12 protein-coding genes are annotated in these 14,615 nt (G+C 62.8%); 8 read left to right on the forward strand and 4 right to left on the reverse strand.

Features of this window, described 5'->3' with window-relative positions; translation table 11 throughout:
* Positions 1–315 precede the first annotated feature (315 nt).
* Positions 316–1,422, forward strand: a complete 1,107-nt coding sequence (locus EC919_RS07390) for an NADH:flavin oxidoreductase/NADH oxidase (protein ID WP_133772626.1) — start codon at positions 316–318, stop codon at positions 1,420–1,422.
* Between the two features lie 139 nt (positions 1,423–1,561).
* Here the strand turns inward: EC919_RS07390 and EC919_RS07395 are convergent, their stop codons facing one another.
* From EC919_RS07395 to ydcS, 4 genes are all read right to left on the reverse strand, one after another.
* A complete protein-coding gene (locus tag EC919_RS07395; RefSeq protein WP_133772628.1) occupies positions 1,562–2,371 on the reverse strand; it encodes an ABC transporter permease in 810 nt (269 codons plus the stop codon).
* Positions 2,361–3,311: an ABC transporter permease gene (locus tag EC919_RS07400; RefSeq protein ID WP_133772630.1), complete on the reverse strand. Its 951-nt coding sequence runs from the start codon at positions 3,309–3,311 to the stop codon at positions 2,361–2,363. The genes EC919_RS07395 and EC919_RS07400 overlap by 11 nt, the downstream gene beginning before the upstream one ends.
* A 1-nt stretch (position 3,312) precedes the next feature.
* Positions 3,313–4,350: an ABC transporter ATP-binding protein gene (locus tag EC919_RS07405; protein ID WP_133772632.1), complete on the reverse strand. Its 1,038-nt coding sequence runs from the start codon at positions 4,348–4,350 to the stop codon at positions 3,313–3,315.
* A 189-nt stretch (positions 4,351–4,539) separates the two neighbouring features.
* A complete protein-coding gene (ydcS, locus tag EC919_RS07410) occupies positions 4,540–5,691 on the reverse strand; it encodes a putative ABC transporter substrate-binding protein YdcS (protein ID WP_133772634.1) in 1,152 nt (383 codons plus the stop codon).
* Between the two features lie 262 nt (positions 5,692–5,953).
* Here ydcS and EC919_RS07415 point away from each other — a divergent pair, with 262 nt between their 5' ends.
* From EC919_RS07415 to EC919_RS07445, 7 genes are all read left to right on the forward strand, one after another.
* The gene (locus EC919_RS07415) at positions 5,954–6,712 is read left to right on the forward strand and encodes a tellurite resistance TerB family protein (RefSeq protein WP_133772636.1); all 759 of its coding nucleotides are present in this window, start codon (positions 5,954–5,956) and stop codon (positions 6,710–6,712) included.
* Between the two features lie 403 nt (positions 6,713–7,115).
* Positions 7,116–8,678, forward strand: coding sequence for a methyl-accepting chemotaxis protein (locus EC919_RS07420; RefSeq protein ID WP_432213802.1), 1,563 nt, complete (start codon positions 7,116–7,118; stop codon positions 8,676–8,678).
* 9 nt (positions 8,679–8,687) lie between these two features.
* Positions 8,688–9,224 carry a chemotaxis protein CheW gene (locus tag EC919_RS07425; protein WP_133772640.1) on the forward strand — a complete coding sequence of 179 codons (537 nt, stop codon included), beginning with the start codon at positions 8,688–8,690 and terminating at the stop codon, positions 9,222–9,224.
* Positions 9,221–10,561, forward strand: coding sequence for a CheR family methyltransferase (locus tag EC919_RS07430; protein ID WP_133772643.1), 1,341 nt, complete (start codon positions 9,221–9,223; stop codon positions 10,559–10,561). The genes EC919_RS07425 and EC919_RS07430 overlap by 4 nt, the downstream gene beginning before the upstream one ends.
* Complete coding sequence (locus tag EC919_RS07435) at positions 10,558–11,241, forward strand: chemotaxis protein CheW (RefSeq protein ID WP_133772645.1); 684 nt, start codon at positions 10,558–10,560, stop codon at positions 11,239–11,241. The genes EC919_RS07430 and EC919_RS07435 overlap by 4 nt, the downstream gene beginning before the upstream one ends.
* Positions 11,238–13,577 carry a hybrid sensor histidine kinase/response regulator gene (locus EC919_RS07440; protein WP_133772647.1) on the forward strand — a complete coding sequence of 780 codons (2,340 nt, stop codon included), beginning with the start codon at positions 11,238–11,240 and terminating at the stop codon, positions 13,575–13,577. The genes EC919_RS07435 and EC919_RS07440 overlap by 4 nt, the downstream gene beginning before the upstream one ends.
* A complete protein-coding gene (locus EC919_RS07445) occupies positions 13,574–14,584 on the forward strand; it encodes a chemotaxis response regulator protein-glutamate methylesterase (RefSeq protein WP_133772649.1) in 1,011 nt (336 codons plus the stop codon). The genes EC919_RS07440 and EC919_RS07445 overlap by 4 nt, the downstream gene beginning before the upstream one ends.
* The last annotated feature ends 31 nt before the right edge of the window (positions 14,585–14,615 follow it).

Raw genomic sequence — 14,615 nt, forward strand, 5'->3', positions numbered from 1 at the left:
GGAATCAGGCGTTAGAGAGGAAAAGCATTGAAAAGCTGAAGGCTGCCCAAGGCATCCTTCAGCTATGACAAACTTTCCCCGGACACTAGTGACGCTCCGCGTGGTAATGCATCCGACGACGCTCTGCGTCGCAGCGATGGACGCGGAGCGTCCGGGGCGGCATCCCCACGCGGAGCGTGGGGACGATCATTCACGCGATGCTTTCAGCGGGACCGGTTTCAGCCGGAAATGACTGAACCCTCACTTCGCTCGGGTTGTCGACTAGGCTCAAGGTTCGCACGTAAGGAACCTGCCACACGATCTGAGAGGTCCCCCATGAGCCTGCTGCTTGAACCCTATACCCTTCGCCAACTGACACTGCGCAACCGCATTGTGGTTTCGCCGATGTGTCAGTACTCCTGCGCCGATGGTCTGGCCAATGACTGGCATCTGGTCCATCTGGGCAGTCGTGCGGTCGGCGGCGCCGGGCTGATTTTCACCGAAGCGGCGGCAGTCACCCAGGACGGGCGGATTACCCCGGAAGACCTCGGCATCTGGAACGATGAGCAGATCGCACCTTTGCAACGCATCACTCGCTTCATCGAGGCGCAAGGTGCGGTGGCCGGCATTCAGCTGTCCCACGCCGGACGCAAGGCCAGTACCTGGCGTCCGTGGGTGAGCCAGAGCGGCGCCATCCCTGCCGACCAGGGCGGCTGGGCGACCTGGGGCCCCTCGAAGATCGCTTTCGACCCGACCTACACCACGCCCACGCCGCTGGATGAAGCCCAGATTCAGGACATCATCAAGTCCTTTGTCGATGCTGCCAAGCGTGCTTTGACCGCCGGTTTCAAAGTGGTCGAAATCCACGCCGCCCATGGCTACTTGCTGCATCAGTTCCTGTCGCCGCTGAGCAACCAGCGCCAGGATCAATACGGTGGTTCATTCGAAAACCGCATTCGCCTGACCCTCGAAATCACCAAAGCCGTGCGTGAAGTCTGGCCCGCAGAGCTGCCGCTGTTCGTGCGTGTCTCGGCCACCGACTGGGTGGAAGGCGGCTGGAACGCGGATGAAACCGTCGAGCTGGCCAAGCGCTTGAAAGAGTTGGACGTTGATCTTGTTGACGTGTCTTCCGGCGGCACTGCAGCCAAGGCCGAGATCCCGGTGGGCCCGGGTTATCAAACCGAATTTGCCGCTCGCGTGCGCAACGAGTCCGGCATTGCCACCGGCACCGTGGGCATGATCACCGAGCCCACCCAGGCCGACACCATCCTGCGGACGGGTCAGGCTGACCTGATTTTCCTCGCCCGCGAACTGCTGCGCGATCCGTACTGGCCGCTGCAAGCCGACGAGTCCCTCGGTGGACGCCAGGCCACATGGCCCGCGCAATACCAGCGGGCAACGCACCGCGACCAGCCGATTCATGAGTCGGATCTGCGCGATTGATCACGCCGCTGAATAGCTGATGTAGGCTCGCTTGTTGATGTCAGGTTCGGTCGGTCAATCGGGATCGACCGGAGCGGACAGCGATCGACAAGCTCACCCTACCTGCCTCCGTCGTGGGAAGCACACTGCCCCAACCCACTCACTTCCCTCCACTCCCCGCCACGCTTTCCCCGCCCCGAGTCAGGCAGTACGCGCCGAGGATCGGCAGCAGGGTCACCATCATCACGAGCATCGCTACTACGTTGGTCACCGGCACGTCCCGTGGGCGGCTAAGTTGGTTGAGCAGCCAGATGGGCAGGGTGCGTTCGTGCCCGGCGGTGAAGGTGGTGACGATGATTTCGTCGAAGGACAGGGCAAACGCCAGCATGCCGCCGGCCAGCAACGCCGAGCCCAGGTTGGGCATGATGATGTAGCGGAAGGTCTGCCAGCCGTCAGCACCGAGGTCCATCGAGGCTTCGATCAGGCTGTGGGAGGTACGGCGCAGGCGGGCGATGACGTTGTTGTAGACGATCACCACGCAGAAGGTCGCGTGGCCGACGATGATGGTGAACATCCCAGGCTCGATCCCCAGGGTCTTGAACGCTGACAACAAGGCCAGCCCGGTGATGATGCCGGGCAGGGCGATGGGCAGAATCAGCATCAGCGAAATGCCGTCCTTGCCGAAGAAGTCCCGCCTGTACAGCGCCGCTGAGGCCAGCGTGCCGAGCACCAGTGCGATCATCGTGGCAACACAGGCGATTTGCAGCGACAGCTTGATCGAGTCCAGCACGTCCGGCCGCGCGAACGCCACGCCGATCCACTTCAGGGTGAAGCCTTTTGGCGGGAAGCTGAAGGCGGCGTCTTCGGTGTTGAAGGCGTAGACGAAGATGATCAGGATCGGAAAGTGCAGAAACACGAGCCCGCCCCAGGCGGCGATTTTCAGGCCCCACGACGCGTTTTCAGAGTGCATCGAACGCCCCCAGACGCTTGACGATCGCCAGATAAACCGCGATCAGCACGATCGGCACCAGCGTGAAGGCCGCGGCCATGGGCATGTTGCCGATGGCGCCCTGCTGGGCGTAGACCATGCTGCCGATAAAGTAACCCGGTGGGCCGATCAGTTGCGGCACGATGAAATCCCCCAGCGTCAGCGAAAACGTGAAGATCGAGCCCGCCGCAATGCCCGGTACTGACAGCGGCAGAATCACCTGCATGAACGTCTGCCGGGGCGTGGCGCCGAGGTCGGCGGAGGCGTGCAGCAGTGAAGGCGGCAAGCGTTCGAGGGAGGCCTGAATCGGCAGGATCATGAACGGCAGCCAGATGTAGACGAACACCATGAAACGCCCCAAATGCGAGGTCGACAGCGTGCTGCCGCCAATGCCGGGCACGCTCAACAGCCACTGCAACACTGGCGCCAGCCCCAAGTGCTGAACGAACCATTGCGCGACGCCGCCCTTGGCCAGCAGCAGTGTCCACGCGTAGGCCTTGACGATGTAACTCGCCCACATCGGCATCATCACTGCGATGTAAAAGAACGCCTTGGTTTTGCCGGTGGTGTAGCGCGCCATGTAATAGGCGATGGGGAAGGCGACGATGGCACTTGCCATGGACACGGCGACGGCCATGGTGAGGGTGCGGCGGATGACATCGAAATTGGCCGGGTTGAACAGCGCCCCGAAGTTCGCCAGGGTCAGGTCGGGCGTCACGGTCATGCTGAAGTCGTCGAAGGTATAGAAGCCTTGCCACAACAGGCCCAGCAGTGAGCCGAGATAGATGGCGCCAAACCAGAGTAGCGGCGGGATCAGCAGCAGTGACAGGTACAGGTTCGGGCGTCGATACAGCAGGTTGGAAAAACGTCGAAGTGGCGATGGCCGTTGCGTCGGCGCCGAGCCAGTGCACGTTCGGCCCATCTCAATGCGCCTCGACCGGCGCGTCATGCAGCGCAATCATCGCCTCCCGCGCCCAGCGAACGGTAACGCGTTCCCCCGGCTGATGAAGCGCTCCGGTGTCCAGCCACTGATTGTTGGCCTGGCTGACCGTGAGCGTGTGGCCGTTGTCCAGTTTGATCTCGTAGCGGGTGGCACTGCCCTGATACTGGACGTCGTGCAGCACGCCGCTGACCTGAACCTCGTGGCTCGCCGCAACGCCCTCGGCAAAACGAATGTGCTCTGGCCGAATAGAGAAGGCGCCCGGGTTGCCGCTCAACGCCTGCGCCGGTTCGCCGCGCACGACGTTGGAGGTGCCCACGAATTCCGCCACGAAGGTCGTGGCCGGCTTTATGTACAAATTGCGCGGCGTGTCGACCTGCTCGATGCGGCCCTTGTTGAATACCGCGACCCGGTCCGACATCGACAGTGCTTCGGTCTGGTCGTGGGTGACGAAGATGAACGTGATGCCCAGTTGGCGCTGCAGTTTCTTCAGTTCGCCCTGCATCTGTTCGCGCAGCTTCAGGTCGAGGGCGCCGAGGGGTTCATCGAGCAGCAGCACGCGCGGCCGATTGACCAGTGCCCGCGCCAGGGCCACACGCTGACGCTGGCCGCCGGACAGTTGCACGGGTTTGCGCGCGCCGTAGCCGTCGAGGGCGACCATGTTCAGGGCCTCGTCGGCCCGTTTGATTCGTTCGGCCTTGCCGACGCCTTTGACTTTCAGGCCATAGGCGACGTTGTCCTGCACGTTCATGTGCGGGAACAGCGCATAGTCCTGAAACACTGTGTTGACGTCACGCTGATACGGCGGCAGGCCGGCCGCTTCCTGGCCATGAATGCGGATCGATCCGGCAGTGGGCTGCTCAAAGCCGGCGATCAGGCGCAGGCAAGTGGTCTTGCCGGAGCCCGAGGGGCCGAGCATGGAAAAGAACTCGCCGTCCTCGATGTCGATGGACACCCGGTCCACGGCTTTCACCTCGCCGAACAACCGCGAGACCTGAGTGAACTGGACAGCGTGGGTCATGGTGGCTAATTCCCGAAATCTTTCTCGATGTGTGCACTGGGCAGGTTTGTATTTGTAGGAGCGCGCTTGCCCGCGATTGCGACCTGCCTGTGAGGTTGATGCTGTATGACACACCGTAATCGCGGGCAAGCGCGCTCCTACAATGGATGGATGGATGTACCCAGAGAGATTCCCCGGGCCTGAATACGCTTACCTGCCACCCATGATTGCAATGTAATCCTGCGTCCAGCGGCTGTACGGCACGTATTTTCCGCCCTCGGCCTGGGGTGTTTTCCAGAAGGCGATCTTTTCGAACAGGTCAAACCCGTTGGTTTCGCAGCCCTCGGCGCCGAGCAGTGCGTTGCCCTTGCACGCTTCAGGCACCACCGGCAGAGAGCCGAACCAGGCGGCAACGTCGCCCTGCACTTTCGGTTGCAGCGACCAGTTCATCCATTTGTAGGCACAGTTGGGGTGTTGGGCCTCGGCGTGCAACATCGTGGTGTCGGCCCAACCGGTGGCGCCTTCCTGGGGGATGGTCGAGGCGACGGGCTGTTTGTCGGCGACCAGCCCGTTGACCATGTACCCCCATGAACTGGACGCTGCCACGCCTTCGTTTTTCACGTCGCTCATCTGCACCGTTGCGTCGTGCCAGTAGCGATGAACCAGCGGTTGCTGAGCGCGGAGCAGGTCGAGTACAGCCTTGTACTGCGTCTCGGTGAGCTGATACGGATCGACGATGTCCAGCTCTGGCTTGGCGGTCTTCAAATACAGTGCAGCGTCGGCGATGTAGATCGGCCCGTCATAGGCCTGGACCCGGCCCTTGTTCGGTTTGCCGTCGGGCAAATCCTGCGGCTCGAACACCACGCTCCAGCTCACCGGCGGCGTCTTGAACACGTTGGTGTTGTACATCAGCACGTTCGGGCCCCACTGATAGGGTGTGCCATAGGTTTTGTTTTCGACCGTGTACCAGGGGCCATCTTTCAGGCGCGGGTCGAGGGTTTTCCAGTTCGGGATCAACGTGGGGTCGATGGGCTGCACGCGCTTGCCGGCGATCAGGCGCAACGACGCGTCGCCCGATGCGGTGACCAGGTCATAGCCGCCCTTGGTCATCAGGCTGACCATCTCGTCGGACGTCGCGGCAGTCTTGACGTTGACCTTGCAGCCGGTCTCCTGCTCGAAGCCGGTCACCCAGTCGTAGGCCTTGTCGCTTTCGCCGCGCTCGATGTACCCCGGCCACGCCACAATATCCAGCTGCCCCTCGCCATCGCCCACCGCCGTCATTGCTTCAGCGGCCTGCACCGCGCCGCTGGTGAATAGTGCAGTGATCACAGCGCTCAGAATCGCGGTCTTGTGCACGGACATGGTGGGTTTGCCTCATGGTGGTTGTGTGGGCAGAGATCGGTGGTGCAGAGCGTAGTGCCCAGTTCGATCCTCGACAAACTTCGCGCAGCAAATACCGAGCCCATTCGTGCAGGCGGAAGCGGTTGAGCGAAAACCCGTCGTCATCCGGCCTCAGGACATCCAGTCGCCGCAACATTCAGAAGCAAACCTGCCCAACGGCTGCTGGTGCCTTCGCCTTAACCTGCGGGTCGAATCGTCTGTCCCCATTTCTGAAGGTGAAGTCATGAACACGCGCGGTTTACTGGATCAACTGTTGAAATCCGGTCAGGACCTGCTGCAAAACAAGGCCGGCGCGCCTGACAAGAGCGGCAAAAGCGGGCAAAACGGGCAGGGCGGGCTTGGCGATTTGCTGGGCAAGGTCGGTGGCAGCGGCCTGGGCGGCAGACTGGGCGGCAGCCTTGGCGGGCTGCTTTCGGGTGCCGGCGGTGGTGCGTTGGCGGCGGGCGCGATGGGCTTGCTGATGGGCAACAAAGGCGCACGCAAAATGGGCGGCAAAGCGCTGACCTACGGCGGGCTCGCGGCGTTGGGCGTGCTGGCGTACAAGGCGTACGGCAACTGGCAGGCAAATCAGGGTGTGGCGCAACCGGTTGAGCCGCAAACCGTGGACCGCGTGCCCCCGGCTCAGGTCGAACAGCACAGCGAGGCCATCCTGCGGGCGCTGGTGGCAGCGGCCAAGGCCGACGGCCACGTCGACGAGCGTGAACGTGAACTCATCGAAGGCGAGTTCACCCGCATCACCGGCGACAACGAACTGCAGCAGTGGCTGCACGCCGAGCTCAACAAACCGCTGGACCCTGTCGATGTCGCCCGTGCCGCGCAGACCCCGGAAATCGCCGCCGAGATGTACCTGGCCAGCGTGATGATGGTCGACGAAGAACACTTCATGGAGCGCGCTTACCTCGACGAGCTCGCCAAGCAGTTGAAGCTTGACCCGGCCCTCAAGACTGAACTTGAGCATCAGGTGCTTCAGGCCCAGCCGTAAACCAGAGCGGGTCGGCCCAGTGACCCGTAACGAAAACCGAATACCCGCAACGCTGGCGGGTCAGTCCCGACAATCCCTGGGTCCTGACCCGCATTTCTCTCCCGCGCTTCAGGCGCGCCAGCCACACATGTGCCCTCAACGCACTTGCACCATCAAGCAACGCCACATCGAGCCGATAGCGTGTAAGACACTTCCGATCTGGTTGTGTGTTATGGCGTTTTCCTTGTCGGAAACAGCCCGTTTATTGGGAAGTCACTAGGCTATACTCCCGCTCGCTTTGGACCGTTCGTCGGTCCGCTTCTTGAACCCGGTCATGCCGGCGTTGAACCCTTGAGGGCTGACTGTGAAGAACTGGACGTTGCGTCAACGGATTTTGGCGAGCTTCGCTGTCATCATCGCCATCATGCTGTTGATGGTGGTTGCGGCGTTCAATCGCCTGTTGGTTATCGAGAACAGCGGCGATGCGGTGCGACTGGACGCGCTCCCCGGCGTTTTTTACAGCAGCACCGTGCGCGGCGCCTGGGTTGAAAGCTACGTACAGACCCAGCGTTTACTCAGTGAAGGCGCCGGTCGTGCTCTCACCAGCGCTGAAGAAGACCAGTACAAAGAATTCGACGACCGCTTGCAGGCGCAGATCGTCAATTACCAGAAGAGCATCTTCGACGAATCGGATCGCAGTGACTTCGCCCAGTTTCTGCAATTGCGCGAACGCTACCAGCTAGTGCTCAACGGTGTGCTCGCGGCTTACCAGGGCGATAACTACGCGTTGGCCCAGCGGACTTTCACCGAGCAACTCACGCCCGCGTGGTTTGAGGGTCGCAAACAGCTCAACGCACTCGGCGCCAAGAACAAGGTGGTCGCCGACAAGGCGTCCGACGCCATTCAGGCCGCTGTTTCCAGCGCCAAGATCACGCTTGGCATTTCGCTGATCATCGCTTTGCTGGCGGCGGCTGCGTGCGGCCTGTTGCTGATGCGCGCGATTCTGGCGCCGATGAACCGTATCGTGCAGATTCTCGACACCATGCGCACGGGTGACCTGAGCACGCGGCTGGCGCTGGACCGCAACGACGAGTTCGGATCGGTGCAGACCGGCTTCAACGACATGGTCGCCGAACTTGCTGCGTTGGTGTCCCAGGCCCAGCGCTCGTCGATTCAGGTGACCACGTCGGTCACCGAGATTGCCGCCACCTCCAAGCAGCAACAGGCCACGGCCACCGAGACCGCTGCGACCACCACGGAAATTGGCGCGACCTCCCGCGAGATTGCCGCGACGTCCCGGGATCTGGTGCGCACCATGACCGAAGTGACCTCGGCTGCGGATCAGGCTTCGGTCCTGGCGGGCTCCGGTCAGCAAGGCCTGGCGCGCATGGAAGAAACCATGCACTCGGTCATGGGCGCGGCCGATCTGGTCAATTCCAAGCTGGCGATCCTCAACGAGAAGGCCGGCAACATCAATCAGGTCGTGGTGACCATCGTCAAAGTCGCCGACCAGACCAACCTGCTGTCGCTCAACGCCGCCATCGAAGCCGAGAAAGCCGGCGAATACGGCCGTGGTTTTGCCGTGGTGGCGACCGAGGTCCGGCGTCTGGCCGACCAGACCGCCGTGGCCACCTATGACATCGAGCAGATGGTTCGCGAGATCCAGTCGGCGGTGTCGGCAGGCGTCATGGGCATGGACAAATTCTCCGAAGAAGTGCGTCGCGGCATGTACGAAGTGACCCAGGTCGGCGAGCAGCTTTCCCAGATCATCCATCAGGTGCAGGCCTTGGCGCCGCGTGTCTTGATGGTCAACGAAGGCATGCAGGCCCAGGCCACTGGCGCCGAACAAATCAATCAGGCGCTGGTGCAGTTGGGTGATGCCAGCAGCCAGACCGTCGAATCCCTGCGTCAGGCCAGCTTCGCCATCGATGAGCTGAGCCAGGTGGCGGTGGGGCTGCGTAGCGGCGTTTCGCGTTTCAAGGTCTGAGTCAGGCCCATGATCGAGCATTCAGCCAAGCGCAGCGCTGCGGTGTTGCCCAAGAACAAGCTGTTTCTGCTGTTCCGCATCGGCGCGGAACGCTATGCGCTGCAAGCGACAGAAATCGCCGAAGTGCTGCCACGGCTGATGCTCAAACCCATCGCGCAAGCGCCCCACTGGGTCGCCGGTGTGTTTGCCCACCGCGGCGCGATCGTGCCGGTCATCGACCTCAGCGCGCTGACCTTCGGCCATCCTGCCCCGTTGCGTACCAGCACACGGCTGGTGTTGGTGCATTACCGCCTTGGCGGGGATCGTCCTGCCCGGGAGCTGGGTTTGATCCTCGAACAGGCGACCGACACGCTGCGTTGCTCGCCCCATGAATTCAAAGCCTACGGCCTGGATAACGCACAGGCGCCGTACCTGGGCCCGGTGCGCGAGGACGAACACGGTCTGCTGCAGTGGATACGCGTGGATGACTTGCTCAGCGACGCCGTGCGCGAACTGTTGTTTCCCGAGCAGCCCATGAGCCTTGATGCTTTCGAGGCCGCGCCATGAGCAGCGATGCGCGTTTCTTCGCCTTTCTAAAAGACCGCATCGGGCTGGACGTCGCGTCGGTGGGCGAGGCGATCATCGAGCGCGCCGTGCGTCAGCGCTGCACGCTGTCCAGGGCGCGGGACCACGACGATTACTGGCACACCCTGCTGGTTTCGGCGGATGAGCAACAGGCGCTGATCGAAGCGGTGATCGTCCCCGAAACCTGGTTTTTCCGTTATCCGGAATCCTTCGTCACCCTCGGCAAGCTGGCCAATGCCCGGCTGTCGCAGCTCAATGGTGTCCGTGCGCTGCGGATTCTCAGCCTGCCGTGCTCAACTGGCGAGGAGCCTTACTCGATCGCCATGGCGCTGTTCGACGCAGGTTTACGAGGCCCGCAGTTCAGCGTCGACGCTGTGGACATCAGCCCGCTGTCCATTCAGCGCGCGCGGCAGGGCGTGTATGGCAAGAACTCCTTTCGGGGTGACCAGCTGGGTTACCGGGAACGTTTTTTCAGCGCGGTCGAGGAGGGCTATTGCCTGGAGGAGCGGGTGCGGGATCAGGTCCGCTTTCAATCCGGCAACCTGCTCGACCCTGCCATGCCGTTGGCGCAGTCGGCGTACGACTTCGTGTTCTGCCGCAACCTGCTGATCTACTTCGACGTCGACACCCAGCGCCAGGGCTTTGAGGCTCTTAAACGCATGACCCGCGACGACGGCGTGCTGTTCATCGGCCCCGCCGAGGGCAGCCTGCTGGGGCGCATGGGCATGGTGTCGATCGGCATTGCCCAATCGTTCGCCTTTCGTCGGCATGACGATGCCATTCCCGAACCCCACAGCGTCTTGACTGACCCAGCCATGCAGCCGTCGCGAAGGGATTCGGTGTCAGTTCAGTCAACATCGCTCCTGTCGCGCGGCACTCATAAACCGCAGCCCTTTGCGCCGAGGTCATTGGGTGATCCTGCGGTGACTGAAGAACGCAGGGCTGCCCTCAGACCGGACATCAAGGCAGTGGCGGCGCCGGGCGCGGGCAGTGGCGAAGCTGCCGAGTTGCTGCGCAGCATCGCGGCCCTTGCCAACGAAGGCCGCAGTGCTGAAGCGAAGGTTGCCTGCGAGCAGTACCTCAAGCGCTTTGAGCCCGTGGCGACGGTGTTTTACTGGCTGGGCCTGCTTAGCGAAGTGGCGGGGGAGGCGAGCGCGGCACAAGGGTTTTATCGCAAGGCGTTGTATCTGCAGCCGCAGCATCCGGAAACCCTGGCACAACTGGCCGCGCTGCTTGCCGCCCAGGGCGACAGCGCAGGAGCCCGGCGGCTGCAGGAGCGTGCGGCACGAAGTGTCACTAAAGAAGGACGCAGCGGATGAGTCGCGTACACACAGAGCTGGTCAGCGACGACGCCGAGACGATCGACGACTGCTGGAACCGCATCGGCATCCATGGCGACCGGTCCTGCCCGCTGCTTATCGATCATATTCACTGCCGCAACTGCTCGGTGTATTCGGCCGCAGCCACGCGCTTGCTCGACCGTTACTCGCTGGCGCAGGAGCAGCGTGTGTCGATGCACAGCGATGCGCTTGCCGTCGACGTCGAAACCCGCTCGACCGTGGTGTTTCGTCTGGGCGAAGAGTGGCTCGGTCTGCCGACCCGTTGTCTGGTGGAAGTGTCGCCGGTGCAAGCCATTCATTCGCTTCCGCACCAGCGCTCCCGCGCCTTGCTGGGGGTTGCCAATGTGCGCGGCGCCCTGGTGGCGTGCCTGTCGTTCGTTGAACTGCTCGGGCTGGACCCGTCAGTCGCGCCGGTCGGTGATGGCCGAACATTGCCGCGCATGCTGATCGTTTCCGCAGACGGCGGTCCGGTGGTGGTACCGGTCGACGAGGTCGACGGCATTCATGCCATCGAAGCGCGCCTGCTGGATAGCGCCTCGGCGTCGGCGCAGAACAGCAACGCGCGCTTCACCCGAGGCGTCGTGCAATGGAAAAACCGCAGCCTGCGCTTGCTCGATGAAGACCAACTCTTGTCGGCTGTGAACCGGAGCCTGACATGACGCCCGATCAAATGCGCGACGCGTCGCTGTTCGAACTCTTTACCCTGGAGGCGGAAGCGCAAACCCAGGTGTTGAGCGCGGGCCTGCTCGCCCTTGAGCGCAACCCGACCCAGGCCGATCAGCTGGAAGCGTGCATGCGCGCGGCTCATTCGCTGAAAGGCGCGGCACGTATTGTCGGGGTCAACGCCGGCGTCAGCGTTTCCCATGTCATGGAAGATTGCCTGGTCAGCGCCCAGGAAGGGCGACTTTACCTGCTGCCCGAGCACATCGACGCCCTGCTGATGGGCACCGATCTGCTGATGCGCATCGCCACGCCCGGCGCCACCGTCCCTCAGGCGGATGTGGATGGCTACGTGGCGCTGATGAACAACATGGTCAGCGCCGATCCGGCGGCGAAAGCCATGCTAATGCCCACCGCGCTGCCTTCCCTTGAAGACATCCTGCTCGCCAACGCGCAGTCGCTGGTGACCTCGCTCCAGTCGGCGCAGGATTCGGCGGCCGAAGAACTGGCTGCCGCCATCGTCGTTGAACCCGTCGCCGACCCGGCGCTTAAAGCAGACGGCCCCGGTGAACGACGTGTGGTTGAGACCGGTGAACGGGTCCTGCGCGTCACCGCCGAACGCTTGAACAACCTGCTGGACCTGTCGAGCAAGTCGCTGGTCGAGACTCAACGGCTGAAGCCGTATCTGGCCGCAATGCAGCGGGTCAAACGCACGCAGACCGGCGCCACCCGAGCGCTGGACAGCCTCGAAGCCTTGCTCGGCGCCAACACCGATCCCGATGCGCAAAAGGCGCTGGATGAAGCGCGGCGTCTGCTCGGCGAAGCGCAGCACTTGTTGATTCAGCAGACGGCTGACCTCGACGAGTTCGGCTGGCAGTCCTCCCAGCGCGCGCAACTGCTGTACGACACCGCGCTGGCCTGCCGCATGCGCCCGTTTGCCGATGTGCTGGCGGGTCAGGCGCGCATGGTCCGGGATCTGGGCCGCTCCCTGGGCAAGCAGGTGCGCCTGGAAATCGACGGCGAAAAAACCCAGGTCGATCGCGATGTACTGGAAAAACTCGAGGCACCGCTGACCCATTTGCTGCGCAACGCCGTCGACCACGGCATTGAGCTGCCGGCACAACGCATCGCCAGCGGCAAGCCGGCCGAGGGGCTGATTCAGCTGAAGGCCTCGCACCAGGCCGGGCTGCTGGTAGTCGAACTGATCGATGATGGCGCCGGTGTCGATCTCGAACGCCTGCGCATGAACATCATCGATCGCAAACTTTCGCCCGCCGAAACCGCTGCGCAGTTGAGCGAGGAAGAGCTGCTGAGCTTCCTGTTCCTGCCCGGGTTCAGCATGCGCGACACGGTCACTGAAGTGTCTGGCCGGGGCGTCGGCCTGGACGCGGTTCAGCACATGGTCCGGCAGCTGCGCGGTGGCGTCGAACTGGACCAGCGCGCGGGGCAGGGCAGCCGTTTCCATCTGGAAGTGCCGCTGACCTTGTCGGTGGTGCGCAGTCTGGTGGTGGAAGTCGGTGGCGAAGCGTATGCCTTTCCGCTGGCACACATCGAGCGGATGCGTGACGTGCGTGCCGACGAAATCGTGCAGCTGGAAGGCCGTCAGCATTTCTGGCATGAAGAGCGTCACGTCGGGCTGGTCGCCGCCACTCAGCTGCTCAACCGTCCGGCCAGCCAGCACAGTGAAGATGTGCTCAAAGTCGTGGTGATTCGCGAGCGCGATGCGGTGTATGGCGTCGCCGTGGAGCGGTTTATCGGCGAACGTACGCTGGTGGTTTTGCCGCTGGATCCGCGCCTGGGCAAGGTTCAGGACATCTCCGCCGGTGCGTTGCTTGACGATGGCTCGGCGGTGCTGATCATCGACGTCGAAGACATGCTGCGGTCGGTGGAGAAACTGCTCAATACCGGACGCCTGGAACGCATCGATCGGCGCAATCGTCAGGCGGACGCACGGGTGCGCAAACGCGTGCTGGTGGTCGATGACTCGCTCACGGTGCGCGAGCTGGAGCGCAAGTTGTTGCTCAGCCGTGGCTATGAAGTGGCAGTGGCCGTGGATGGAATGGACGGCTGGAACGCATTGCGCGGCGAAGATTTCGACTTGCTCATCACTGACATCGACATGCCGCGCATGGACGGCATCGAGCTGGTGACGCTGGTGCGTCGCGACAGCCGCCTGCAATCGCTGCCGGTGATGGTGGTGTCGTACAAGGACCGTGAAGAAGATCGCCGTCGCGGTCTGGACGCCGGCGCCGATTACTATCTGGCCAAGGCCAGTTTCCACGACGACGCGCTGCTCGACGCGGTCGTTGAGTTAATAGGAGATGCGCAGGGATGAAGATTGCCATCGTCAACGACATGCCCATGGCGGTAGAGGCGTTGCGCCGTGCGCTGGCCTTCGAACCGGCGCACCAGATTGCCTGGGTGGCGAGCAATGGCGCCGAGGCGGTGGAGCGCTGTGCCCAGCTGACGCCCGATCTGATACTCATGGACCTGATCATGCCGGTGATGGATGGCGTGGAGGCGACTCGACGTATCATGGCGGCCACGCCCTGTGCCATCGTCATTGTCACCGTGGACCGCGAGCAGAATGTGCATCGGGTCTTCGAAGCCATGGGCCACGGCGCGCTGGACGTGGTCGACACGCCCGCGCTGGGGGCCGGCAACCCCAAGGACGCAGCCGCGCCTTTGTTGCGCAAGATACTTAATATAGGCTGGCTCATTGGCGAGCGGGACACGCGGGTTCGCCCCGTGCCGCCACCGGTGCGCGAGTCGGCACAGCGTCAGCGGTTGATCGCGATCGGCTCATCGGCCGGCGGGCCCGCCGCGCTGGAAATACTGCTCAAGGCGCTGCCGACGGATTTTCCGGCGGCCATCGTGCTGGTGCAGCACGTGGATCAGGTATTCGCCGAAGGGATGGCGCAATGGTTGAGCAGCTCTTCGGGGCTGGAGGTCAGGCTGGCGCGCAATGGCGAGCCGCCGCAAGTGGGCACGGTGCTGCTGGCAGGCACCAACCACCATATTCGTCTGCTCAGGAACGGCACACTGGCGTACACCGCAGAGCCGGTTAACGAAATTTACAGGCCCTCCATCGACGTGTTTTTCGAAAGTGTGGCCAGCTATTGGAATGGTGACGCAGTGGGTGTTTTGTTGACCGGCATGGGCCGTGATGGTGCGCAGGGACTCAAGCTGATGCGTCAGCGGGGCTTTCTCACCATCGCCCAGAATCAGGAAAGCTGTGCGGTGTACGGCATGCCCAAAGCGGCTGCGGCGATTGACGCCGCCATGGAAATTCGCTCACTGGACTCGATCGCACCTCGCTTGAAGGAGGTATTCACCCAATGAATTTCCAGGTGATTTCACAGCCCGCCTGTGA

The organism is Pseudomonas graminis (genome assembly GCF_004364335.1).
GTDB lineage: Bacteria > Pseudomonadota > Gammaproteobacteria > Pseudomonadales > Pseudomonadaceae > Aquipseudomonas > Aquipseudomonas graminis_D.

Coding starts and splice junctions, on each gene's coding strand:
- EC919_RS07405 (WP_133772632.1), bottom strand. CDS start 4,350: ATGACCCACGCTGTCCAGTTCACTCAGGTCTCGCGGTTGTTCGGCGAG.
- EC919_RS07430 (WP_133772643.1), top strand. CDS start 9,221: ATGAGCAGCGATGCGCGTTTCTTCGCCTTTCTAAAAGACCGCATCGGG.
- EC919_RS07415 (WP_133772636.1), top strand. CDS start 5,954: ATGAACACGCGCGGTTTACTGGATCAACTGTTGAAATCCGGTCAGGAC.
- ydcS (WP_133772634.1), bottom strand. CDS start 5,691: ATGTCCGTGCACAAGACCGCGATTCTGAGCGCTGTGATCACTGCACTA.
- EC919_RS07425 (WP_133772640.1), top strand. CDS start 8,688: ATGATCGAGCATTCAGCCAAGCGCAGCGCTGCGGTGTTGCCCAAGAAC.
- EC919_RS07400 (WP_133772630.1), bottom strand. CDS start 3,311: ATGGGCCGAACGTGCACTGGCTCGGCGCCGACGCAACGGCCATCGCCA.
- EC919_RS07435 (WP_133772645.1), top strand. CDS start 10,558: ATGAGTCGCGTACACACAGAGCTGGTCAGCGACGACGCCGAGACGATC.
- EC919_RS07445 (WP_133772649.1), top strand. CDS start 13,574: ATGAAGATTGCCATCGTCAACGACATGCCCATGGCGGTAGAGGCGTTG.
- EC919_RS07440 (WP_133772647.1), top strand. CDS start 11,238: ATGACGCCCGATCAAATGCGCGACGCGTCGCTGTTCGAACTCTTTACC.
- EC919_RS07395 (WP_133772628.1), bottom strand. CDS start 2,371: ATGCACTCTGAAAACGCGTCGTGGGGCCTGAAAATCGCCGCCTGGGGC.
- EC919_RS07420 (WP_432213802.1), top strand. CDS start 7,116: ATGCTGTTGATGGTGGTTGCGGCGTTCAATCGCCTGTTGGTTATCGAG.
- EC919_RS07390 (WP_133772626.1), top strand. CDS start 316: ATGAGCCTGCTGCTTGAACCCTATACCCTTCGCCAACTGACACTGCGC.